The sequence below is a fragment of the Pseudomonas sp. IPO3749 genome (assembly GCF_013386605.1).
Classification (GTDB): Bacteria; Pseudomonadota; Gammaproteobacteria; order Pseudomonadales; family Pseudomonadaceae; genus Aquipseudomonas; species Aquipseudomonas azotoformans_A.
Map to the genome: position 1 here is coordinate 1 of NZ_JACARN010000096.1, position 22765 is coordinate 22765.

The window sequence follows — 22765 nt, forward strand, 5'->3', positions numbered from 1 at the left end:
CCAGCGCGGGGCAAGCCCGCTCACTACAGGGGATGCATAACGCCCGCCTCAAACGGTCAATTCTTGCAAGTTGCATGGTTTATAGAAGTTCAAATTAGTTAACTCGTTGAAATATATGAAATTTTAATTTCGTGGCGACTGGCATGGTGCCTGCACTGTCCCTTTTGAGACTTGTAACACTATTTTTCTGCCTTGGAGCACAACAACAATGATCACATCCTCATCCACGCTGCAAGAGTCAAGCGCGCTCTCCGGGGTTTCCTGGGGGGCGATTTTTGCCGGGGCGGCCGCTGCGGCCGCGTTGTCGCTGATCCTGGTACTGCTGGGTTTCGGCCTGGGCTTTTCGGCGGTGTCGCCGTGGGCTGACAGCGGTATCAGTGCCAAGGGGCTTGGCATTTCCACGATTGTCTGGCTGGCGTTTACCCAAATCGTCGCGTCAGGGCTGGGCGGCTACATCGCCGGTCGGTTGCGTGTGAAGTGGGCGAATATGCACGGCGATGAGGTGTACTTTCGCGACACTGCCCATGGTTTCCTGGCCTGGGCTGTCGCTACATTGATCACTGCGGTACTGGTGGTCGGTTCGGTGAGCAGTGTCGTCAGCGGCGGCGTGAAAGCCGGTGCCAGCGTCGCAGCCGGTGCGGCCAGCGGCATCACCCAAGCCGCTGGCAGTGCCGCCAAGGGCGTCAACGGCGGCGACTTCGATTACTACGTCGACAGCCTGTTTCGCGACGACCGTCCGGTCGCCGTCAGCGATGACGCCGCCCATGGTGTGGTTGCCCGCATCTTCACCCGCACCCTGAGCAACGACGGCCAACTGGCCCCTGAAGACCGTGCCTACCTGGCCCAGTTGATCAGCCAGCGCACCAACCTCAGCCAGGCAGATGCCGAAGCGCGTATCGACAAAGTCTACGGCGATGCCCGCAAAGCGGTGGAAGACGCCAAGCTCAAAGCCAAGCAAGCCGCTGATACCGCCGCCAAGGTCGCTGCCTATACCTCGCTGTGGACCTTTGTCGCCCTGTTGATCGGCGCGTTCTTCGCCAGCTTCGCAGCCACCTTTGGCGGTCGCCGTCGCGATGCCGTGGTGTATGTCGAAACCGAACACTTCGTCCGTTAATTATTAGGAGAACATCATGCGCTCATTACTGCTTTGGTTCCTCGGTGTGCCTATTCCGGTGATCATCCTGATCGCGATCTTCATGCACTGATTGTTGCGTTACCCGAGCCGCGCCTGAGCAACAGGCGCGGCTTTTTGCTGCAAGGCCAGCCAGCTTGCCACCAGCAACACACTTGCCAGTGCCGTCATCATCACCAACGGTGCCGACGTGCCATCGGACAACAGTCCGGTCGCCCAACTGCTCACAGCCGTCAGGAACATCTGGGTGAAAAAGAACAACCCGGATGCCGTTCCCGCGATTGCACCATAGGGCTGCAGCACCGACAGCTGACAGGCCGGAATCACCATCCCCACCGACACCATGATCAGTACCATCGGCAGCACGATCGCCAGCCATTCCCCTGGCAGTGCGACGGCTGCCAGCGCCAGAATCCCACTGCCCAGCACGTTCATGGCTATGCCGGCGACGATCAAACGGTCTGCCTCGAAGCGCCGCACCAGCCGACGAAACAGGTTCGCGCCCAGCATGTAGCCGCTGATCGTGGCTGCGAATACCAGTGCGTAAGCAGTCGCAGACAGATGAAACCCCCGTTGCAGCAACGCCGAAGACTCGCTGATAAACGGAAAATAGGTGCTGTACACGCAACCGATCGCCAGGGAATAACGCAGGAAGTAACGGTCACGCAGCAGTTGGCCGTAAATGCGCAGCAGCCCACGCGGCCGGGCGGCGGCGACTTCCGGCGGGCGGGTTTCAGGCAGGCGGCGATACACCACCAGGCACAGCACAGCTCCGATTACGCCCAGCAGCACAAACAACCCGCGCCAGTTGATGAACGGCAGCATCAGGCTACCCAGTACCGGCGCGGCCATTGGCGAAATTGCCATCGCCATGGAGATCAGACCGAGCAGGCGTGCCTGTTCGTCGCGGTCGAAGTAATCGCGCACGATCACACGGCCGATCACGGTGGTGCAACAGCCACCCAAGGCTTGGAACAGTCGGGCGATGATCAGCGCGGCGATGTTGTCAGCCAGGGCACAAGCTGCCGTGGCGAGGACATACAGAAACAACCCTGCCAGCAACACCGGACGACGACCAAAGCGGTCAGTGAGCGGGCCACTGACCAGCAGCGAAATCGCCGAGCCGAGGGCGTACAGCGTCAGGGTCAGTTGCAACTGGCTGTCGCTGGTCTGGAAGTCATCGGCCATAGCGGGCAGGGCCGGCAGGTGCATGTCCAAGGTGATGCGTGGCAAGGCGATGAGCACGGTCAGCAGCACCAGCCAGAACCCGGTGGAGAGGGCGCGTTGAGTCATGGGACGTCTCAAGGTAAAGAGTAGAGCCCGGACTCTAGTCGCATTGTGGTTTAATCATTAGGACCACTTGTGCCTTGTTCGATAGGACCACTATGAGCCGAGGAAAAACCGCATCCGCCCTCGATTTGCCGCGCCCCGACACGCTGGAGGCGGGCAAGCAGCAGGGCGCCTACGAAGCCTTGCGCGGTGCGATCCTGAACCGCCAACTGCCGGCGGGCAGCCGTTTGCCCTCCACGCGGAGCCTGGCCGAACGCTGGCGGGTCTCCCGTGGCACGCTGGAAGCCGTGTTCGACCGCCTGCACAGCGAAGGCTACGTGCAGCGGGTCGCCGGGTCCGGCACGCGGGTGTGCGCGGTGATCCCCGAGCAGTTCATCGCCGCACCGTTGGCCAAGGACATACCCCGTCGGCCTGTGGAGTCTGATCTGCCGGACAGTGGTGTGCAGAGTCATGTGCCCTTTGTCGCACGGCGCCCGGATGCCAGCCTGTTCGATCTGAAGAGCTGGGCCCGCTGTATCACCCGTGGGCTGTTGTCAGTCGGGCCGGGCGTGTTGGAAGCGTCACATCCCGCCGGCCTGCCCGAGTTGCGCGCACAGATCGCCGACTACCTGCGCAGCTATCGCGGCCTGCATTGCGAAGCCGATGAAGTGATTGTCACCACCGGCATCCGCCACGCCCTGGACCTGATCGCGCGCAGCGTGCTCAAGGCCGGCGATAGGGCCTGTGTCGAGGATCCCGGCTACCTGCCGGCACGGCGCCTATTCACGCTGGCAGGCGCCAATGTGCAGGGCATCCCCGTCACCGCCGAGGGCCTCGATACCGCGCAACTTCCCGAGACAGCCCGCTTGGCCTACGTCACCCCGGCGCACCAGGCGCCGCTGGGCATGACGCTGTCGGTGTCCCGTCGCCTGGCGCTGTTGGATTGGGCAGCCCGCGCCGACGCCTGGGTGGTCGAAGACGATTACGACAGCGAGTACAACTACAACACTGCGCCACTGGCCGCCCTCAAGTCCCTGGATTCGGCCGACCGCGTGATCTACTGCGGCAGCTTCAACAAGAACCTGTTCCCCGGTTTGCGCGTGGGCTTCATGGTGGTGCCCAAGGCGTTGCGTCGTGGGCTGTTGCGCACCTTGCAACTCACCGGGCATTCGGTGGGGGCCACTGATCAATTGGGATTGGTGGAGTTCTTGCGCAGCGGTGCCTTCGTGCGTCATCTACGTGCTTCGCGCCAGGCGTACCAGGCCCGTCGCGATGCGTTGTTGGAATGCCTGGGTGGGCACTGCGCGGTCAGCGGCGAGCAGGCAGGGTTGCATTTTGTGGTGTGGCTGCCAGGTGGTGTCGAAGAGGGCGATTTCTGCAACCATGCCGCCGAAGCCGGGTTGACGCTGCAGCCTCTGGGCAAGTTCTGTCACGGCGTGAGCTTGCCGCCGGCGGTGATCATCGGCTACACCGCGTTGACCCTGGCCCAGATTCGCTTTCACGGCCGAGTTCTCACGCAATTGTTAATAGCGGCTTAACCCGTGCTTGGCTAGACTCGCGCCCCATGAGCCGCCTTCTACGCGTCATCCTCGTCATGCTTTTAAGCCTCACGCTTCCCCTGACCGGGATGGCGGGTGTGCCGTCGAGCACCGAACCTTGCCCGATGAAGATGTCGGACATGCAGGTGATGACCGACATGAACCCGGACTGCTGCCAGGACGGCGTCGATCATGGCAAGGCCTGCAAACCCGGCCAGGAATGCAAGACCGGCGGCCTGTTGCAACTGTCCCTGCCGGTGCTCAAGGCACCGTTGACCCTGGCCCATCCGCTGCTCGTCAGCGCCGCTTCGGACTTCATCCCCGACCGCACGCCGTCCGGCGTCTGGCGCCCACCCCGTTCCTGATTCCTGTTGCACCTCAAGACGCATCCCCTGATCGGGATGGCTTTGCTGTGGGCCGCGTAATGCGGCGCGCAGCGCAACGGAACAGGAATCTTCAACATGAATCCCCTCTACATGCGCGCCCTGGTGGTGGGCGTGCTGGCGTGGCCGGCGTGGGCGAGTGCGCTGACCCTGGACGACGCCCTGCGCCTGGCGCAGAACAACGCACCGTCGCTCGCTGCTGAGTCGGCCAAGTTGCAGGCCGCGACCCAGGCGGCGATCCCGGCGGGTGAATTGCCCGACCCGAAGCTGGTGGTTGGCCTGCAGAACTTCCCCATCGGTGGGCCCAATCGCGGCACGTTGTATGGCGATGACATGACCGAACAAATGATCGGTATCCAACAGCAGGTGCCCAGCCGCGACAAGCGCAAGGCGCGTATCGAACTGGCCGATGCCACGGTGGAACGCACCGCGGCTGAAGGTCGGATCGAACGCCTGAACGTGCGCCAGGCCACGGCCCAGGCCTGGATCCGTGCCTATGCGGTGGAACGCAAGGAGGCCTTGTTCAAGGACTTCTACCAGCAGAACCGCCTGCTGCAAGACAGCGTGCGTGCGCAACTGGCTGGTGGTCGCGGTCAGCCTTCGGATGCGGTGATACCGCGACAGGAAGCCGCCGAACTGGCCGGGCGTGAAGACGAACTGACCCAGCAACGCGCCCAGGCCCGCGCGGCGCTCAAGCGCTGGATCGGCCCGGCCGCCAATGAAGCACCCAGCGGCCAGCTGCCCAACTGGCCCATCGACGGGCGTTATAACCTGCATCAACACCCTGAGCTACAAGCCTTTGCACCGCGCACCCGCGAAGCCGAAGCGCGGTTGCGCGAAGCCAAGGCGCAAAAGACGTCGGACTGGAGTTGGGAAGTGGACTACCAGCACCGTGGCCGTGAATACGGCGATATGGTCAGCCTGCAATTGAGTTTCGACCTGCCGATCTTCCCCGGTCGCCGGCAAAACCCCGGGATCGCCGCCAAGCAAGCCGAACTGGATCAACTGGACGCCGAGCGCGAAGCGGTCACCCGCGAACACACCCAGCAACTGGATGATGACCTCGCGCAATACCAACGCCTGGACCGCGCCGTGCAGCGCAGCCAGGACAGTCTGGTGCCCCTGGCCGAAGAGAAGGTCGCACTGAGCCTGGCCGGTTATCGCGCTGGCAAGGGTGACTTGCTCAACCTGGTCAGTGCCCGCCGTGAGCTGGTCGAGGCCCGTTTCAAACAGATCGATGCCCTTGAGCAACGTGCCTTGGTTGGCGCGCAGCTGTATTTCGCCTACGGAGAAGCTTCCCATGATTAATCGACTCCTCGCAGTGGCGTTGTTGGGCGGCGGCCTGGGCGCTGGTTACTGGCTGGCGCAGGCACCGGCTCCGGTCGCGGCCATGGCCGACAACAAACCGGCGCTGTACTGGTATGACCCGATGTACCCACAGCAGAAATTCGACAAGCCCGGCAAATCGCCTTTCATGGACATGCAATTGGTGCCGCGTTACGCGGAAGGCGCCGCAGACAGCGCCGCCGTGCAGATCGACCCCCGTGTGGCGCAAAACCTCGGTGTGCGCCTGGCTACGGTCACCCGTGGTGTGTTGGCGTCCACACTGGACCTCTCCGGCATCCTCGCCTTCAATGAGCGCGACGTCGCCGTGGTACAGGCGCGGGCCAGTGGTTTTGTCGAGCGCGTGTATGACCGCGCGCCAGGGGATGTACTCAAGGCCGGTGCTCCTCTGGCTGACCTGTTGATACCTGAATGGGCGGCGGCTCAGGAAGAATTCCTGGCCTTGCGCCGCAGCGCGGATGCGAGCTTGTTGGGGGCAGCGCGTCAGCGTTTGCGCCTTAGCGGCATGCCCGCCGGGTTGATCGCGCAGATGGAGCGCAGCGGCCGTGCGCAATCGGTAATGACCGTCACCAGCCCCATCGGCGGTGTGGTGCAAACCCTCGACGTGCGCGAAGGCATGACGATGGCGGCGGGGCAATCCCTGGCGCGCATCAATGGGCTGGATCGCCTGTGGTTGCAGGTCGCCGTGCCGCAATCTCAAGGTGCGACCCTGGCTGTGGGGCAGGCGGTGGAGAGCCGCTTTGTCGGGCTGCCGGGGCAAGTCGTCAAGGGCACCGTCAGTGCCATTCTGCCGGCGATTGCCGGCGACAGCCGTACCGTGCAGGTTCGCGTTGAACTGCCCAATACAGACGGCACCTTGCGCCCCGGCATGACCGCCCAAGTGCGTTTGGCGCAATCCTCCCCGCAATCCGTGCTGCAAGTGCCCAGCGAAGCGTTGATCCGTACCGGTAAACGCACGTTGGTGATGCTGGCCGAGGAGGGCGGGCATTACCGTCCGGTGGATGTCGAGGTCGGCGCGCAAAGCCAGGAGATGACGGTGATCCGCAGCGGTTTGCAGGAAGGCCAGCAGGTGGTCGCGTCCGGTCAATTCCTGCTGGACTCTGAAGCCAGTTTGCGCGGGATTATCCAACCATGATCGCCTTATTGATTCGTTGGTCAGTCGCCAACCGTTTTCTGGTAGTGCTCGCGACGTTGTTTGTCACGGCCTGGGGCGTCTGGGCGGTGCAAAATACGCCGGTTGACGCACTGCCGGACCTCTCCGATGTGCAGGTGATCATCCGCACGCCGTATCCCGGCCAGGCGCCGCAGATCGTGGAAAACCAGGTCACCTACCCGATGACCACCACCATGCTCTCGGTGCCGGGCGCCAAGACCGTGCGCGGGTTTTCATTCTTCGGCGACAGCTACGTCTATGTGCTGTTCGACGAAGGCACCGACCTGTATTGGGCGCGCTCGCGGGTGCTGGAATACCTCAGCCAGTTGCAGGCGCGCTTGCCCGCATCGGCCAAACCGGCGTTGGGGCCGGACGCCACTGGCGTTGGCTGGATCTACCAGTACGCATTGGTTGACCGCAGCGGCCAGCATGACCTGGCGCAGTTGCGTGCCTTGCAGGACTGGTTCCTCAAGTTCGAACTCAAGACCCTGCCCAATGTGGCCGAAGTCGCGACCATCGGCGGCCAGGTCAAGCAGTACCAGGTGCAGCTCGATCCGCTGGCCCTGGCCAGTCGCGGCATTACCCAGGCACAGGTGGTGGAGGCCATCGGCAAAGCCAACCAGGAAACCGGCGGCTCGGTACTGAACATGGGCGAGTCCGAGTACATGGTGCGGGCGTCCGGTTACCTAAAGTCGCTGCAGGATTTTCGTGGGATTCCCTTGCGGCTGGACACGAATAATGTCCCCGTGACGCTTGGCGACGTCGCAACCATTCAGCTGGGCCCGGACCTGCGCCGGGGCGTGAGCGAGCTGGACGGGGAGGGCGAAGCCGTGGGCGGGGTGGTGATCCTGCGCAGTGGCAAGAACGCGCGGGAGGCCATCGCCGCCGTCAAGACCAAGCTTGAGCAACTGAAAAGCAGCCTGCCGCCCGGCGTGGAGATCGTCACCACTTACGACCGCAGCAAACTCATCGACCGCGCCGTGGACAACCTCAGCCACAAGCTGCTGGAAGAGTTCTTGGTGGTGGCGCTGGTCTGCGGGATATTCCTGTGGCACCTGCGTTCGTCCCTGGTGGCGATCATCTCGTTGCCGGTTGGGGTGTTGATCGCTTTTATCGTCATGCGTTTCCAGGGCATCAACGCCAACATCATGTCCCTGGGCGGCATCGCGATTGCCATCGGCGCGATGGTCGATGCGGCGGTGGTAATGATCGAAAACGCCCACAAGAAAATCGAAGCCTGGCATCACGCCAATCCGGGTCGTGAACTCAAGGGCGAAGACCACTGGAAGGTCATGACCGACGCGGCGGTAGAGGTCGGCCCGGCGCTGTTTTTCTGCCTGTTGATCATCACGTTGTCGTTCATTCCGGTGTTCACCTTGCAGGCCCAGGAAGGTCGGCTGTTCGGCCCGCTGGCCTACACCAAGACCTACGCCATGGCGGCGGCCGCCGGTTTGTCGGTGACCTTGATCCCGGTGCTGATGGGCTACTGGATTCGCGGGCGCATCCCGGATGAGCAGCGTAACCCGCTCAATCGCGGCCTGATCAAGCTCTATCAGCCTGCGCTGGAGGCGGTGCTGCGTCGGCCGCGCCTGACCCTGGTGGTGGCGTTGCTGGTGGTCGCCAGTGCGCTGTGGCCAATCTCCAAACTGGGCGGGGAATTCCTGCCGCCGCTGGACGAAGGGGATTTGCTGTACATGCCCTCGGCACTGCCGGGGCTGTCGACGCAAACGGCGGGTGAGTTGCTGCAACGCACCGACCGGTTGATCAAGTCCGTGCCGGAAGTCGCCCATGTGTTTGGCAAGGCCGGTCGCGCCGAAACCGCCACTGACCCGGCCCCGCTGGAAATGTTCGAGACCACTATCGAGTTCAAGCCCCGTGACCAATGGCGCCCCGGCATGACCCCGGACAAACTGGTGAAGGAACTCGACCGCGTGGTGCAGGTGCCGGGGCTGACCAATATCTGGATTCCGCCGATTCGCAATCGTATCGACATGCTTGCCACCGGCGTGAAAAGCCCGGTCGGCGTGAAGGTCGCCGGTACCAGCCTGATGCAGATCGACGCAGTGACCCAGGCGGTGGAAAAGGTCGCCAAGGGCGTGCCGGGCGTCAGTTCAGCCTTGGCCGAACGCTTGACCGGTGGGCGCTACATCGACGTGGATATCGACCGGGCAGCGGCCGCGCAATACGGACTGAACATCGCCGATGTGCAGTCGATTGTGTCGGGTGCCATCGGCGGGGAAACCATTGGCGAAACCGTGGAAGGCCTGGCGCGCTTCCCGATCAGCCTGCGCTATCCGAAGGAATGGCGCGACTCGGTGACGGCCTTGGCAAACTTGCCGATCTACACGCCGTCCGGCAGCCAGATCACCCTGGGCACGGTGGCCAAGGTCAAGGTGAGCGACGGCCCGCCGATGCTCAAGAGCGAAAACGCACGGCCTTCCGGCTGGGTCTACATCGACGTGCGTGATCGCGACCTGGCGTCGGTGGTGAAGGACCTGCGCGCAGCGATCAACCAGCAGGTACAACTGCAACCGGGCATGAGCCTCAGCTATTCGGGGCAGTTCGAATTCCTGGAGCGGGCCAATCAACGCTTGAAATTGGTGGTGCCGGCGACCTTGCTGATCATCTTCGTGCTGCTGTACCTGACCTTTCGCCGGGCGGATGAAGCATTGCTGATCCTGGCGACTTTGCCGTTCGCACTGACAGGCGGGGTGTGGTTGCTTTACGGGCTGGGTTTCAACCTGTCGGTGGCCACGGGCGTAGGGTTTATCGCGCTGGCCGGTGTGTCGGCGGAGTTTGGCGTGATCATGCTGCTCTACCTGAAAAACGCCTGGGCCGAACGCAAGGATGGGAACCTGCTGGCCGCCATCACCGAGGGCGCGGTGCTGCGGGTACGGCCCAAGGCAATGACCGTCGCCGTGATCATCGCTGGTTTATTGCCGATCCTGCTGGACGGCGGCACCGGCAGCGAAGTCATGAGCCGCATCGCCGCGCCGATGATCGGCGGGATGCTTACCGCACCGTTGTTGTCGCTGTTTGTGATTCCAGCGGCTTATCGGTTGATGCTCAGTCGTCGAAGCCGACCTGCTCATGAATCTCATCCACCTTCAACTCCAGCCGGTACGCCACCGCAATAAACAACGCCTGGCACAGGCACAGGGTGGCGCTCAACGAGCGGAAGGCAAACGACGAACCTTCATTCACCAACAGCACCGCGTTCGCCCGCTTGGCCAGGGGCGACAGGTTGCTGTCGGTGATGATCAACGTCTTGGCCTGATGATGCTGGGCAATCCGCAAACAGTGCTGGGTCTCTTTGCCGTAGGGCGTGAAGCTGATGGCAATCACCAAGTCGTTGGCGCGCACGCTGCGCATCTGTTCGCGATAACTGCCGCCCAGGCCTGAGATCAGGTGGATGCGCTTGTTGGTGTGTTGCAGGTTGTAGACCAGGTAATCGGCCACCGCAAAAGAGCGGCGCACGCCGACCACGTAGATATTGTCGGCGTTGACCACCAGGTCCACGGCTTTGTCGAACGCGACATCATCCAACTCCAACCCCAGGCGCTCGATGCCGGACAAAGTCGCGTTGACGCACTCACGCGCCAGGTCGCCGCCGCTGGCCTTCTGCGACTTGTTGGCGATCATGCTGCGGATGCGTTGCTGGTAGTTCTGCACCGGCGTGGTCTTGTGGGTGTAGGCCTCGCGGAACAACGCCTGCATCTCACTGAAGCCACTGAACCCGAAGCGTTGCGAGAAGCGCACGATGGCCGACGGGTGCACTTCGCACTCGCGGGCGATGTCGCTGATGCGGTCGACCATGATCCGGTCGCTCTGCTGGCTCATGTAGCTGGCGATGCGCTTGAGCTGGCGCGGCAGGCTCTCATATTCGTCGGTGATCAGCTGCAACAGGCGCTCGGCATTGATCGGAGGGCTGGCGATAGTGTCTTCCAGGGGGGTCTCGGGATCGGTGCGGGACATGGGCAATCCTTCTGGCGTTGTTGTCTGTTGCGCTGATGGGTGGCGCAAGTCTACAGGGTAGGCGCAAAAAAATACCCCGGCATCACGGCCGGCGTGGCCTGCTGAAACGATGCACTGTAGTGGGACTGGCTCTGTTCAAGCTTAATGGAAAAAATATTCCAATGAAAAAATATCTGGAATAAATATTGATTGGCGTCGCCGGACGTTCTAGTCTGCTCCCACCAAGAGCGTTTGCCACCGCCACGGCGGCACAACGCAGGCTGATAAAAATAACAGGAGCCAGCATGGGCCAGACTCGTTTTGCCAGTGGGCGTCAATTGGATCTGATTTGCCTCGGGCGCCTGGGCGTCGACCTTTATGCGCAGCAAGTGGGTGCGCGGCTTGAGGACGTGTCCAGCTTCGCCAAGTACCTCGGCGGTTCTTCCGCCAACATTGCCTTCGGCACCGCCAGGCTGGGGCTCAGGTCGGCGATGTTGAGCCGGGTCGGTGACGACCATATGGGGCGCTTCCTGGTGGAGTCCCTGGCCCGTGAAGGCTGTGACGTCAGCGGCATCAAGGTCGACCCGGAACGCCTCACCGCCCTGGTGTTGCTCGGCCTCAAGGACCGCGAAACCTTCCCCCTGGTGTTCTACCGCGAAAACTGCGCCGACATGGCCCTGCGCGCCGAAGACATCAGCGAAGCCTTTATCGCCTCTAGCAAGGCGTTGCTGATCACCGGCACGCATTTCTCCACCGACGGCGTGTACAAGGCCAGCATCCAGGCCCTGGACTACGCGGCCAAGCACAACGTCAAGCGCGTGCTGGATATCGACTACCGCCCGGTGCTGTGGGGCCTGGCGGGCAAGGCCGATGGTGAAACCCGGTTTGTCGCTGACCAGAATGTCAGCCAGCACGTGCAGACCATCCTGCCGCGTTTTGATTTGATCGTCGGCACCGAAGAAGAATTCCTCATCGCGGGCGGCAGTGAAGATTTACTCGCCGCATTGCGCAGAGTGCGTGAACTGACCCCGGCGACCTTGGTGGTCAAGCTCGGCCCGCAGGGTTGCACGGTGATCCACGGCGCCATCCCGGCGCGCCTGGAAGACGGCGCCATCTACCCTGGTGTGCAGGTTGAAGTGCTCAACGTATTGGGCGCCGGCGATGCGTTCATGTCGGGTTTCCTCAGCGGCTGGATCAACGACGCGAGTGACGAGCGTTGCAGCCAGTTGGCCAATGCCTGTGGCGGCCTGGTCGTCTCCCGCCACGCCTGCGCGCCGGCCATGCCGACGCCGGCGGAGCTGGAATACCTGTTCAACAGCCCCATGCCGATAACCCGTCCGGACCAGGACGTGACCCTGCAACGCCTGCACCGCGTGACGGTGCCGCGCAAGGCCTGGAAACAGCTGTTCGTATTTGCCTTCGATCACCGCTGGCAACTGGTGGACCTGGCGCAAAAGGGCGGCCAGGACCCGGCGCGCATCAGTGATGCCAAGCAACTGTTTATCCAGGCCATCGAACGCGTCGAGAAAAAACTCGCCGAACAAGGGGTGGCAGCCGACGTCGGCTTGCTCGCCGACCAACGCTTCGGCCAGGACGCACTCAACGCCGCCAGTGGCCGTGGCTGGTGGATCGCGCGCCCCGTGGAAGTGCAGAACTCACGGCCACTGGCCTTCGAACATGGCCGTTCAGTGGGCAGCAACCTGATCGCCTGGCCTCAAGAGCAGATCATCAAGTGCCTGGTGCAATTCCACCCGGACGACGAACCGATGCTGCGCCTGGAACAGGAAGCACAACTCAAGGCGGTGTACGAGGCGTCGATTGTCAGTGGCCATGAACTGCTGCTGGAAGTCATTCCGCCCAAGGATCACCCGTCCACCTACCCGGACGTGCTCTACCGCAGCCTCAAGCGCCTGTACAACCTGGGTATCTACCCGGCGTGGTGGAAGATCGAGGCGCAATCGGCCGAGGACTGGAAGAAGCTCGACGAACTGATCCAGGAGCGCGACCCGTACTGCCGTGGCGTGGTGCTGCTGGGCCTGAATGCGTCGGCCGAATTTCTCGCCGACGGTTTCCAGCAAGCCAGCCAAAGCACCACCTGCCGTGGCTTTGCCGTGGGCCGCACGATCTTCCAGGAACCCAGCCGCGCGTGGATGGCGGGGGAGATTGATGACGAGACCTTGATCCAGCAGGTGCAGGGTACGTTCGAGCAATTGATCAATGCCTGGCGCAGCGCACGCGGCTGAACCGCTTTCCGGCAACTTTGAAAAACAATAAAAGGTGCAGCCATGCCCGCAATCCGAATTGGCATCAACCCGATCTCCTGGAGCAACGACGACCTGCCGGCCCTGGGCGGTGAAACGCCCTTGAGCACCGCCCTGAGCGAAGGCAAGGAAATCGGCTACGAAGGTTTTGAACTCAACGGCAAATTCCCCAAGGACGCCAAGGGCGTCGGCGATGTGTTGCGCCCCTATGACCTGGCGCTGGTTTCTGGCTGGTACTCCAGCCGCCTGGCCCGGCGCTCGGTGGCCGAAGAAATCGAGGCCATCGCCGGGCATGTCGAGTTGCTCAAGCACAATGGCGCCAAGGTCTTGGTTTACGGCGAGGTGGCCGATTCGATCCAGGGCTCGCGCATCCGCCTGATCGAACGTCCGCGCTTTCACAGCGAACAGGCCTGGCAGGACTACGCCGACAAACTCACTGAACTGGCGCGCTTCACCCTGTCCCAGGGCGTGCGCCTGGCGTACCACCACCACATGGGCGCTTATGTTGAATCCCCGGAAGACATCGACCAACTGATGCGCCGCACCGGTCCTGAAGTCGGCCTGCTGTTCGATTCGGGCCACTGCTACATGGGCGGCGGTGAGCCTATCGAGGTGCTGCGCAAACACATCGACCGCATCTGCCATGTGCATTTCAAGGACGTGCGCAAGCCTGTGGTGCAACTGGCGCGCAACCAGATGTGGAGTTTTCCCGACTGCATCGTCAACGGCACCTTCACCGTGCCCGGTGATGGCGACATCGACTTTGCGCAATTGCTTGATGCACTGCTGGCCGCGCATTACGAGGGCTGGCTGGTGGTGGAAGCCGAGCAGGATCCGGCGGTGGCACCCAGCTATATCTATGCGAAAAAAGGCTACGACACCCTGCGTGCGCTTCTCAACGAGAGGACTTGAGTGATGAGCTTGTTGGTCAAAAGCAGTAAACGCGGCCAGACCATGGTCGCCCTCGAAGCCGGGCGCCTGGAGTACGTGGGTTTTTGCGCCTACCGCCTGAGCCTGGGGGAAACCCTGCCGGTCAGCGCCGGTGATAAAGAACTGTGTCTGGTGCTGCTCAGCGGCCGGGTGAACATCGAAGGCGAAGGCTTCAATTGGCAGAACCTGGGTGATCGCCAATCGGTGTTCGAAGACAAGTCGCCGTTCGCCGCCTACCTGCCGCCGGGCACCGATGCCCAGGTCACCGCGTTGAGCGACGTACAGATTGCCGTGTGCGCCGCGCCGGGCGCAGAGGGCTACGAACCTCGGCTGATCCGCCCCGAAAACTGCAAGCGCAGCGTACGCGGCAAGGGCGCCAACACCCGCTACGTGTGCGACATCCTGCCCGACAGCGAGCCGGCCCATTCGCTGCTGGTGGTGGAAGTGCGCACGCCGTCCGGGCATTCGTCGAGTTACCCGCCGCACAAGCACGACACCGACGACCTGCCGCACCAGAGCTTCCTGGAAGAAACCTACTACCACCAGATCAACCCGCCCCAGGGCTTCGTGTTCCAGCGCGTCTACACCGACGACCGCAGCATCGATCAGGCCATGGCCGTGGAAAACAGCGACCTGGTGGTGGTGCCCAAGGGTTACCACCCGGTCAGCGTGCCCTATGGCTACGAGTCCTATTACCTGAACGTGATGGCCGGCCCCAAGCGTGCCTGGCATTTCCACAACGACCCGCAGCACAGCTGGCTGCTGGACCTCTAATCAGCGGTTTGGACGGAGAACAACAATAAATGAAGTCGCCTCTACGTTTCGCCCTTAACCGCATGGTCGCTCCCCACCTGTCCCTTCCGGATTTCATCCAGTTGGCCGCAACGCTCAAGTGCGATGCCATCGAGATCCGCAATGACCTGGCCGACAAGCAGATCGAGTTCGGTACCCCGGCCAGCCGCGTGCGTGAACTGTGCGCGGTGCAGGGCATCACCGTGCTGTCGATCAACGCGCTGTACCCCTTTGATGTGTGGAACGACGAACGCCGGGCCCAGGCGATCAAACTGGCGACCTACGCCCGTGAATGCGGGGCCCAGGGCCTGGTGATGTGCCCGCTCAATGAGCCGGGCGACACGCGCAACGAAGCCCAGCGTGCCGCCGGTTTGCGCACGGCCTTGAGCGAGTTGGCGCCGATCCTGCGGGACTACGGGATTCTCGGCTTTATCGAGCCCCTGGGTTTTGAGGAATGTGCCCTGCGACGCAAGCGTGTGGCGGTGGAGGCGATCAAATCCATCGGCGGCCTGGATGTGTTCCGCCTGGTGCACGACACCTTCCATCATCACCTGGCCAGCGAACATGAGTTTTTCCCGGAACTGACCGGGCTGGTGCATATCTCCGGCGTGGAAGACAGCGAGGCGCCGCTGAATTCGATTCGCGACGGCCACCGCGTGCTGGTGGGCGAGGGCGACATCCTGGGCAACGCCGCACAGATCGACACCTTGCTCAGCACCGGCTACAGCGGCTACCTGTCGTTCGAACCGTTTGCCGAGAGCGTGCATGCATTGGCGGATATCCAGCAGGCGTTGGGGGCAAGCATCGCCCACCTGCAGAAACGATAAGGGGCGCGAGATGACCACAACAAGACTGACCATGGCCCAGGCCCTGGTGAAGTTCCTGGATAACCAATACATCGAAGTCGACGGCGTGCAGAGCAAGTTCGTCGCCGGGGTGTTCACGATTTTCGGCCACGGCAACGTGCTGGGCCTGGGGCAGGCCCTGGAACAGGATGCCGGCGACCTGGTGGTGCACCAAGGCCGCAACGAGCAGGGCATGGCCCATGCCGCCATCGGTTTCGCCAAGCAGCACCTGCGCCGCAAGATCTACGCGTGTACGGCCTCCGTCGGCCCAGGCGCCGCCAATATGCTCACCGCCGCCGCGACCGCCACGGCCAACCGCATCCCGTTGTTGCTGCTGCCCGGCGATGTCTACGCCAGCCGCCAGCCTGACCCGGTGCTGCAACAGATCGAGCAGTTCCACGACTTGAGCATCAGCACCAACGATGCCTTCCGTTCGGTGAGCAAATATTGGGACCGCATCAACCGCCCCGAGCAGTTGATGACCGCCGCCATCCACGCCATGCGCGTGCTGACCGACCCGGCCGAAACTGGCGCGGTCACCCTGGCATTGCCCCAGGACTTGCAGGCCGAGGCCTGGGATTATCCGGATTATTTCCTGCAGAAACGCGTGCACCGCATCGACCGTCGTCCGGCCACGGCTGCGATGATCAGTGATGCACTGGCGGCGTTCCGCGGCAAGCGCAAGCCGCTGATCATCTGCGGTGGCGGGGTGAAGTACTCCGGTGCCAATGCCGCGCTGCAAGCCTTTGCCGAACGCTTTGAGATTCCCTTCGCGGAAACCCAGGCGGGCAAGAGCGCCGTGGTGTCCAGCCATCCGCTGAATGTCGGCGGGATTGGTGAAACCGGCTGCCTGGCGGCAAACCTGCTGGCGCCCGAGGCCGACCTGATCATTGGCATCGGCACGCGCTATACCGACTTCACCACCTCGTCCAAATCGCTGTTCAAGCATGCCGACGTCAAGTTTCTCAACCTCAACATCAGCCCGTGTGACGCCCTGAAGCTGGACGGCGTGCAGGTGTTGGCCGACGCCCAAGTCGCCCTGGAAGCACTGGCGGATGCCCTGGGCGATTACCGTTCCGGCTGGGGCGGGCAGATCAGCGAGGCCAAGGCGCAGTTGGACGCCGAAGTGGACCGTGTGCATCAGGTCGAATATGCCGGTGACGATTTTGTGCCTGAGATCGACGACCATCTGGACCGCGCGGTGCTGCGTGAATTTATCGAGTTGACCGGCTCGTGCCTGACCCAAAGCCGCGTGCTGGGCGTGCTGAATGAAACCCTGGCCGACGACGCCATCATCGTCGCCGCCGCCGGCAGCCTGCCCGGTGATTTGCAACGCGCCTGGCGCAGCAAGGGCGTGAACACCTACCACGTCGAGTACGGCTATTCGTGCATGGGCTATGAGATCAACGCCGCCCTTGGCGTGAAACTCGCCGAGCCGAGCAAAGAGGTCTATGCCTTGGTCGGTGACGGCTCCTACATGATGCTGCACTCGGAGCTGGCCACCTCGATCCAGGAGCGGCGCAAGATCAACGTGGTGCTGCTCGACAACATGGCCTTCGGCTGCATCAACAACCTGCAGATCGGCAACGGCATGGACAGCTTCGGCACTGAATTCCGCTACCGCAACCCTGAGAGCGGCAAGCTCGACGGTGGCCTGGTGCCGGTGGACTTCGCCATGAGCGCGGCGGCCTATGGCTGCAAGACCTACAAGGTCAGCAGCGTGGAACAGTTGCAAGCCGCGCTGGCCGATGCGCGTACTCAAACGGTGTCCACGTTGATCGATATCAAGGTGCTGCCCAAAACCATGATCCACGGCTACCTGTCGTGGTGGCGAGTGGGCGTGGCGCAGGTCTCCACCAGCGAACGCACGAATGCCGCCGCGAAAAAACTCAATGAACACCTGGCGAAGGCCCGGCAGTACTAATCACAAGAGGAGTGTTTGTATGTCTTTGAAGCTCGGTGTCATCGGTACAGGCGCTATCGGCCGGGACCATATCCGTCGTTGCAGCCAGACCTTGCTCAACAGCCAGGTGGTGGCGGTGACCGACATCAACCTGGAGCAGGCCGCCAAGGTGGTGGCTGACTTGAATATCAGTGCCGAGGTATACGCCGACGGCCATGCGCTGATCAATTCCCCGGAAGTCGAAGCGGTACTCGTCACCTCCTGGGGGCCGAGCCACGAAGAGTTCGTGCTGGCCGCCATCGCCGCCGGTAAACCGGTGTTCTGCGAAAAACCCCTGGCGGTCACCGCCGAAGGCTGCCGCAAGATCGTCGATGCCGAAGTGGCCTTCGGCAAGCGCCTGGTGCAAGTCGGCTTCATGCGCCCGTACGACGAAGGCTATCGCGCCCTCAAAGCCGTGATCGACAGCGGCCAGATCGGCGAGCCGCTGATGCTGCACTGCGCGCACCGCAACCCGACGGTGGGCGAGAATTACAAGACCGACATGGCGATCACCGACACGCTGATCCACGAACTGGATGTGTTGCGCTGGCTGCTCAACGACGACTACGTGTCGGTGCAAGTGGTGTTCCCGCGCAAATCCAGCAAGGCGCTGGCCCACCTGCGCGACCCACAGATCGTGCTGCTGGAAACCGCCAAGGGCACGCGCATTGATGTGGAAGTGTTCGTGAACTGTCAGTACGGCTACGACATCCAGTGCGAAGTGGTGGGGGAGACCGGCATCGCCAAGCTGCCGGAGCCGTCCCAGGTGCAACTGCGCAGTGGCGCGAAGCTGTCCAACGCGATCCTGATGGATTGGAAGGACCGGTTTATCGGTGCCTATGACGTGGAGTTGCAGGCGTTTATCGACAGCGTACGTGCCGGCCAGGTCGGCGGGCCGTCGGCGTGGGATGGCTTTGCTGCGGCAGTGGCGGCGGATGCGTGCATCGAGGCGCAGAACAGTGAGCAGATTGTGAAGGTGAGCCTGCCGGATCGTCCGCACTTCTACGGCTAAACCAATGAAGAAACTCGGTCAAAAACTGTAGGAGCTGGCTTGCCTGCGATAGCGGTTTATCAGTGCCAGATTCATTGCCTGACACACTGCTATCGCAGGCAAGCCAGCTCCCACAGTTGATCCGGTTTCCAGTTCAAGAAGGTATCTACTCATGCGAATTGGATTGGTCGGCTACGGCCACGGAGGGCGCTTCTTTCATGCGCCGCTGATTGCAACACTGCCCGGCGCCACGTTTGTTGGCGTCGTTACGCGCTCACCTGAGCGCCGACAGCAATTGAACACGGACCTTCCTGGTGTAAAGGCCTTTGACTCCATCGGCCAGATCGTCGAGGCCGGTGTCGACGCCCTGGTCATCTCCACCACCCTCAAAGGCCGCCCGGCCCTGGTGCTGGAGGCCATCGAACACGGTGTCACCGTGGTCAGCGACAAACCCTTCGCCGCCAACGCCGAACAGGCCCAGGCGCTGATCACCGCCGCCGAGCGCCAGGGCACGCTGCTCAGCGTGTACCAGAACCGGCGTTGGGATTCGGACTACCTGACTCTGCGCAAGCTCATCGATGCCGGCGCCCTGGGCAAGATCACCCGCTTTGAATCCCGCGTGGAACGCTACAGCCCGCAGGCCGTGGGCAACGCCAGCGGTGGCGGCTGGCTGCGCGACCTGGGCAGCCATTTGGTCGACCAGGCGTTGCAACTGTTCGGCCCGGTGGATCGGGTGTTCGCCCAGTTGCATTACACCGCCGAACACCCCACGGTGGATCACGGCTTCTTTGTTTCGCTGACCCATGCCAATGGTGTGATTTCCCATCTATGGGGCAACGCTTTGCAAAACAGCCAGGCGCCGCGTTTTCGCGTCAGTGGCAGCGCAGGCTGTTACACCGTCGAAGGCCTGGACGGCCAGGAAGAAGCCTTGATGGCCGGCAAATCGCCGAAAACCGAAGGTGAACACTGGGGCGCCGAAGAGCATCGACGTTGGGGTTGGTTCGAACAAGGCGTGGAGCGTGAGCGAGTCCCCTCGGAAAAGGGCTGCTGGAATCAATTCTATCGGCAGTTGCAACTGGCGGTACAAGGGCAGGGACCGTTGCCAGTGGACGCCAATGACGCCCTGGAAACCACCCGTATATTGGACGCCGCACGGCTCAGCGCCGAGCGCCAGCAGGTGGTTTCAACAAAAATAGAATAAAATTCTAAAACAGGTTGATATGGAAATTATTTTCCAATAAAGTCTTTTCCAGGTTGCATAAAGTACGTTTGGACTCGATCCGGGCGACTCAACAAAAACAAGATCAAAAACAACCAGGTACCGTCAGATGAAAATCTTCAACGCTGTACTGCGAGTTTTACGCCCTGCCAAAGCGCCACGCGGTCTGCCCCGCGCCCGGCCGTTCTACTTCTCCTTCCTTAATGTGCTGTGCGTCGAAAACAAAGGCGCGCTGGTGTGCTGCATTCCCGGTGCACCCGTCGTCCGGCTGCCTGCCGAGCTCTGATAAACGCAACGTCCAAAAAACCAACAAGAAAGTGGAGACAGACCGTTCATGAAGACCCCGATCCGTTTTACCGCCCTGGCCTTGTCCATGCTGCTCGCCAGCGGTGTTGCCTCGGCTGCCGACCTGAAGATAGGCGTAAGCATGTCCGCCTTCGATGACACCTTTCTGACCTACCTGCGCGAAGACATGGACAAGCAGGCCAAGTCCTATCCCAAGGGCGATGGCGTGCAATTGCAGTTCGAAGACGCCCGTGCCGACGTGGTCAAGCAACTGAGCCAGGTCGAGAACTTTATCAGTCAGAAAGTCGACGCGATCATCGTCAACCCGGTAGACACCGCGTCGACGGCCAACATCATCAAGGCCGCCACCGCAGCAAAAATCCCGCTGGTGTTCGTCAACCGCCGCCCTGACAGCCCGACATTGGCCCCAGGCGTCGCGGCAGTGACGTCCGACGACGTCGAGGCCGGCAAGTTGCAGATGCAGTACATCGCTGAAAAGCTCGGCGGCAAAGGCAACATCGTGATCCTGCTGGGCGACCTGGCGAACAACTCCACCACCAACCGTACCAAGGGTGTGAAGGAAGTCCTGACTAAGTACCCAGGCATCAAAATCGAGCAGGAACAGACCGGTATCTGGCTGCGTGACAAGGGCATGACCCTGGTCAACGACTGGCTGACCCAGGGCCGTGAGTTCAACGCGGTGTTGGCTAACAACGATGAAATGGCCATCGGCGCGTCCATGGCCCTGAAGTCTGCGGGGAAGAAGGGCGTGTTGATCGCCGGTGTCGATGGCACGCCGGATGGCCTGAACGCGATCACCAAGGGTGACATGACCGTGTCGGCCTTCCAGGACGCCAAGGGTCAGGCCGACAAGTCGGTGGAGACGGCGCGCAAGATGGCCAAGAACGAGCCTATCGAGCAGAACGTGGTGATCCCGTTCCAGCTGATCACCCCGGACAACGTCAAAGACTTCAAATAGTCCCTACATAACAACAATAAGCCGGCAGGGCGGTCGTGCCCGCCCTGCCGATGGAGTACCTCCCTATGCTCGCTCAAGCGACTGTCTCGCAGCCTCCCGGTATCCAGCCCCAGCCGCTGGAAGAACCCTACCTGCTGGAAATCGTCAATATCAGCAAAGGCTTTCCCGGCGTCGTGGCCCTGGCCGACGTGCAATTGCGGGTGCGCCCCGGCACCGTGCTGGCGCTGATGGGCGAGAACGGTGCGGGCAAGTCGACGCTGATGAAAATCATCGCCGGCATCTACCAGCCCGACGCCGGGGAAATCCGCCTGCGTGGCAAGCCGATCGTGTTTGAAACACCCCTGGCGGCCCAGAAGGCCGGGATCGCGATGATCCACCAGGAACTCAACCTGATGCCGCACATGAGCATCGCCGAGAACATCTGGATCGGCCGCGAGCAGCTCAACAGCCTGCACATGGTCAACCACCGCGAAATGCACCGCTGCACTGCCGAATTGCTGGCGCGCCTGCGCATCAACCTGGACCCCGAGGAACACGTGGGCAACCTGAGCATCGCCGAGCGGCAGATGGTCGAGATTGCCAAGGCGGTGTCCTACGACTCCGACATCCTGATCATGGATGAGCCGACATCGGCCATTACCGAGAAGGAAGTGGCCCACCTGTTTTCGATCATTGCCGACCTCAAGTCCCAGGGCAAAGGCATCGTCTACATCACCCACAAAATGAACGAAGTGTTCGCCATCGCCGATGAAGTGGCGGTGTTCCGCGACGGCCACTACATCGGCCTGCAGCGCGCCGACAGCATGAACAGCGACAGCCTGATCTCGATGATGGTCGGCCGCGAACTGAGCCAGTTGTTCCCGGTGCGCGAGACGCCCATCGGCGACCTGTTGCTGACGGTGCGCGACCTGACACTGGACGGCGTGTTCAAGGACGTATCGTTCGACCTGCACGCAGGCGAAATCCTCGGTATCGCCGGCCTGATGGGCTCGGGCCGCACCAACGTGGCAGAAACCATTTTTGGCATCACCCCCAGCAGCAGCGGCCAGATCACCCTGGATGGCAAGGCGGTGCGCATTACCGACCCGCACATGGCCATCGAAAAAGGCTTTGCGCTGTTGACCGAGGATCGCAAGCTCAGTGGCCTGTTCCCGTGCCTGTCGGTCCTGGAAAACATGGAAATGGCTGTATTGCCGCACTACACCGGCAACGGCTTTATCCAGCAAAAAGCCCTGCGTGCGCTGTGCGAAGACATGTGCAAGAAGCTGCGGGTAAAAACCCCGTCCCTCGAGCAGTGCATCGACACCTTGTCCGGCGGTAATCAGCAGAAGGCCTTGCTGGCGCGCTGGCTGATGACCAACCCGCGCCTGCTGATCCTCGATGAACCCACCCGTGGCATTGACGTGGGCGCCAAGGCCGAGATCTACCGATTGATTTCATTCCTCGCCAGCGAAGGCATGGCCGTGATCATGATTTCCTCCGAATTGCCCGAAGTGCTGGGCATGAGCGACCGGGTCATGGTGATGCACGAAGGCGAATTGATGGGCACCCTAGACCGCAGCGATGCGACCCAGGAAAAAGTCATGCAGTTGGCCTCCGGGATGACGGCAGTCCACTGACGTACAGAATAAGAAGGTGATTGGCTATGAACGCAATAACGGACAACAAACCTGCGACGGTGCCCACTAAAAGTCGTCGACGCATGCCCACCGAGCTGAGCATCTTCCTGGTGCTGATCGGCATCGGCC

The 22765-nt window shown here is 62.0% G+C and carries 18 protein-coding genes and 1 pseudogene; 17 read left to right on the forward strand and 2 right to left on the reverse strand.

All coding sequences use genetic code 11. The annotated features are described in order from the left end of the window. Nucleotides 1-208: 208 nt before the first annotated feature. Nucleotides 209-1114, forward strand: a complete 906-nt coding sequence (locus HX812_RS28875; protein WP_038848479.1) for a hypothetical protein — start codon at nt 209-211, stop codon at nt 1112-1114. A gap of 99 nt (nt 1115-1213) precedes the next feature. Here HX812_RS28875 and HX812_RS28880 read toward each other — a convergent pair whose 3' ends face one another. Beyond that, complete coding sequence (locus HX812_RS28880) at nt 1214-2425, reverse strand: multidrug effflux MFS transporter (RefSeq protein WP_038848476.1); 1212 nt, start codon at nt 2423-2425, stop codon at nt 1214-1216. A gap of 92 nt (nt 2426-2517) precedes the next feature. Between HX812_RS28880 and HX812_RS28885 the strand changes: the two genes are divergently transcribed. The 5 genes from HX812_RS28885 (at nt 2518) to HX812_RS28905 (ending at nt 9956) form a co-directional block, all read left to right on the forward strand. Beyond that, nucleotides 2518-3939 carry a PLP-dependent aminotransferase family protein gene (locus HX812_RS28885; RefSeq protein ID WP_038848475.1) on the forward strand — a complete coding sequence of 474 codons (1422 nt, stop codon included), beginning with the start codon at nt 2518-2520 and terminating at the stop codon, nt 3937-3939. A gap of 26 nt (nt 3940-3965) precedes the next feature. Further along, nucleotides 3966-4304: a hypothetical protein gene (locus HX812_RS28890; protein WP_033898204.1), complete on the forward strand. Its 339-nt coding sequence runs from the start codon at nt 3966-3968 to the stop codon at nt 4302-4304. 96 nt (nt 4305-4400) lie between these two features. Further along, on the forward strand, nt 4401-5630 hold the full coding sequence (locus tag HX812_RS28895; RefSeq protein WP_038848472.1) for a TolC family protein: 1230 nt from the start codon (nt 4401-4403) through the stop codon (nt 5628-5630). Next, entirely contained in the window at nt 5623-6801 is a 1179-nt protein-coding gene (locus HX812_RS28900) for an efflux RND transporter periplasmic adaptor subunit (protein WP_038848469.1), read from the forward strand. Before HX812_RS28895 ends, HX812_RS28900 begins: the two co-directional genes overlap by 8 nt. After that, on the forward strand, nt 6798-9956 hold the full coding sequence (locus HX812_RS28905; RefSeq protein WP_038848468.1) for an efflux RND transporter permease subunit: 3159 nt from the start codon (nt 6798-6800) through the stop codon (nt 9954-9956). The genes HX812_RS28900 and HX812_RS28905 overlap by 4 nt, the downstream gene beginning before the upstream one ends. Here the strand turns inward: HX812_RS28905 and HX812_RS28910 are convergent. Then, nucleotides 9886-10794 carry a MurR/RpiR family transcriptional regulator gene (locus HX812_RS28910; RefSeq protein WP_038848466.1) on the reverse strand — a complete coding sequence of 303 codons (909 nt, stop codon included), beginning with the start codon at nt 10792-10794 and terminating at the stop codon, nt 9886-9888. The two genes, HX812_RS28905 and HX812_RS28910, sit on opposite strands and share 71 nt — an antisense overlap. 284 nt (nt 10795-11078) lie before the next feature. On the opposite strand from HX812_RS28910, the gene iolC reads away from it, so the two are divergent. The 11 genes and pseudogenes from iolC to HX812_RS28965 all read left to right on the forward strand — a co-directional run. Next, a complete protein-coding gene (iolC, locus tag HX812_RS28915) occupies nt 11079-13016 on the forward strand; it encodes a 5-dehydro-2-deoxygluconokinase (protein WP_038848463.1) in 1938 nt (645 codons plus the stop codon). 42 nt (nt 13017-13058) lie between these two features. Continuing rightward, nucleotides 13059-13946 (forward strand): myo-inosose-2 dehydratase, encoded by an 888-nt coding sequence (iolE, locus tag HX812_RS28920; protein WP_038848461.1) that lies wholly within the window; start codon nt 13059-13061, stop codon nt 13944-13946. 3 nt (nt 13947-13949) lie between these two features. After that, nucleotides 13950-14738, forward strand: coding sequence for a 5-deoxy-glucuronate isomerase (iolB, locus tag HX812_RS28925; RefSeq protein WP_033898212.1), 789 nt, complete (start codon nt 13950-13952; stop codon nt 14736-14738). Nucleotides 14739-14767: 29 nt separating this feature from the next. Further along, on the forward strand, nt 14768-15583 hold the full coding sequence (locus tag HX812_RS28930; protein WP_038848459.1) for a TIM barrel protein: 816 nt from the start codon (nt 14768-14770) through the stop codon (nt 15581-15583). A 10-nt stretch (nt 15584-15593) separates the two neighbouring features. Further along, nucleotides 15594-17525 (forward strand): 3D-(3,5/4)-trihydroxycyclohexane-1,2-dione acylhydrolase (decyclizing), encoded by a 1932-nt coding sequence (gene iolD / locus HX812_RS28935; RefSeq protein WP_038848457.1) that lies wholly within the window; start codon nt 15594-15596, stop codon nt 17523-17525. Nucleotides 17526-17544: 19 nt separating this feature from the next. Next, entirely contained in the window at nt 17545-18555 is a 1011-nt protein-coding gene (locus HX812_RS28940) for a Gfo/Idh/MocA family protein (protein WP_038848455.1), read from the forward strand. Nucleotides 18556-18706: 151 nt separating this feature from the next. Next, a complete protein-coding gene (locus HX812_RS28945; protein ID WP_038848454.1) occupies nt 18707-19735 on the forward strand; it encodes a Gfo/Idh/MocA family oxidoreductase in 1029 nt (342 codons plus the stop codon). A 127-nt stretch (nt 19736-19862) separates the two neighbouring features. After that, nucleotides 19863-20039, forward strand: coding sequence for a hypothetical protein (locus HX812_RS28950; protein ID WP_177004141.1), 177 nt, complete (start codon nt 19863-19865; stop codon nt 20037-20039). A gap of 48 nt (nt 20040-20087) precedes the next feature. Next, complete coding sequence (locus HX812_RS28955; RefSeq protein WP_038848453.1) at nt 20088-21017, forward strand: sugar ABC transporter substrate-binding protein; 930 nt, start codon at nt 20088-20090, stop codon at nt 21015-21017. 65 nt (nt 21018-21082) lie between these two features. After that, nucleotides 21083-22636, forward strand: coding sequence for a sugar ABC transporter ATP-binding protein (locus HX812_RS28960; RefSeq protein ID WP_038848452.1), 1554 nt, complete (start codon nt 21083-21085; stop codon nt 22634-22636). A 26-nt stretch (nt 22637-22662) separates the two neighbouring features. Then, a pseudogene (locus HX812_RS28965) lies at nt 22663-22765 on the forward strand (ABC transporter permease); the annotation flags it as partial.

What these genes read in the sequence shown, in the direction of transcription:
- iolD (WP_038848457.1), top strand. Translation starts at nt 15,594, where the DNA reads ATGACCACAACAAGACTGACCATGGCCCAGGCCCTGGTGAAGTTCCTG.
- HX812_RS28955 (WP_038848453.1), top strand. Translation starts at nt 20,088, where the DNA reads ATGAAGACCCCGATCCGTTTTACCGCCCTGGCCTTGTCCATGCTGCTC.
- iolE (WP_038848461.1), top strand. Translation starts at nt 13,059, where the DNA reads ATGCCCGCAATCCGAATTGGCATCAACCCGATCTCCTGGAGCAACGAC.
- HX812_RS28940 (WP_038848455.1), top strand. Translation starts at nt 17,545, where the DNA reads ATGTCTTTGAAGCTCGGTGTCATCGGTACAGGCGCTATCGGCCGGGAC.
- HX812_RS28950 (WP_177004141.1), top strand. Translation starts at nt 19,863, where the DNA reads ATGAAAATCTTCAACGCTGTACTGCGAGTTTTACGCCCTGCCAAAGCG.
- HX812_RS28910 (WP_038848466.1), bottom strand. Translation starts at nt 10,794, where the DNA reads ATGTCCCGCACCGATCCCGAGACCCCCCTGGAAGACACTATCGCCAGC.
- HX812_RS28905 (WP_038848468.1), top strand. Translation starts at nt 6,798, where the DNA reads ATGATCGCCTTATTGATTCGTTGGTCAGTCGCCAACCGTTTTCTGGTA.
- HX812_RS28895 (WP_038848472.1), top strand. Translation starts at nt 4,401, where the DNA reads ATGAATCCCCTCTACATGCGCGCCCTGGTGGTGGGCGTGCTGGCGTGG.
- HX812_RS28960 (WP_038848452.1), top strand. Translation starts at nt 21,083, where the DNA reads ATGCTCGCTCAAGCGACTGTCTCGCAGCCTCCCGGTATCCAGCCCCAG.
- HX812_RS28930 (WP_038848459.1), top strand. Translation starts at nt 14,768, where the DNA reads ATGAAGTCGCCTCTACGTTTCGCCCTTAACCGCATGGTCGCTCCCCAC.
- HX812_RS28875 (WP_038848479.1), top strand. Translation starts at nt 209, where the DNA reads ATGATCACATCCTCATCCACGCTGCAAGAGTCAAGCGCGCTCTCCGGG.
- HX812_RS28900 (WP_038848469.1), top strand. Translation starts at nt 5,623, where the DNA reads ATGATTAATCGACTCCTCGCAGTGGCGTTGTTGGGCGGCGGCCTGGGC.
- iolB (WP_033898212.1), top strand. Translation starts at nt 13,950, where the DNA reads ATGAGCTTGTTGGTCAAAAGCAGTAAACGCGGCCAGACCATGGTCGCC.
- iolC (WP_038848463.1), top strand. Translation starts at nt 11,079, where the DNA reads ATGGGCCAGACTCGTTTTGCCAGTGGGCGTCAATTGGATCTGATTTGC.
- HX812_RS28945 (WP_038848454.1), top strand. Translation starts at nt 18,707, where the DNA reads ATGCGAATTGGATTGGTCGGCTACGGCCACGGAGGGCGCTTCTTTCAT.
- HX812_RS28885 (WP_038848475.1), top strand. Translation starts at nt 2,518, where the DNA reads ATGAGCCGAGGAAAAACCGCATCCGCCCTCGATTTGCCGCGCCCCGAC.
- HX812_RS28880 (WP_038848476.1), bottom strand. Translation starts at nt 2,425, where the DNA reads ATGACTCAACGCGCCCTCTCCACCGGGTTCTGGCTGGTGCTGCTGACC.
- HX812_RS28890 (WP_033898204.1), top strand. Translation starts at nt 3,966, where the DNA reads ATGAGCCGCCTTCTACGCGTCATCCTCGTCATGCTTTTAAGCCTCACG.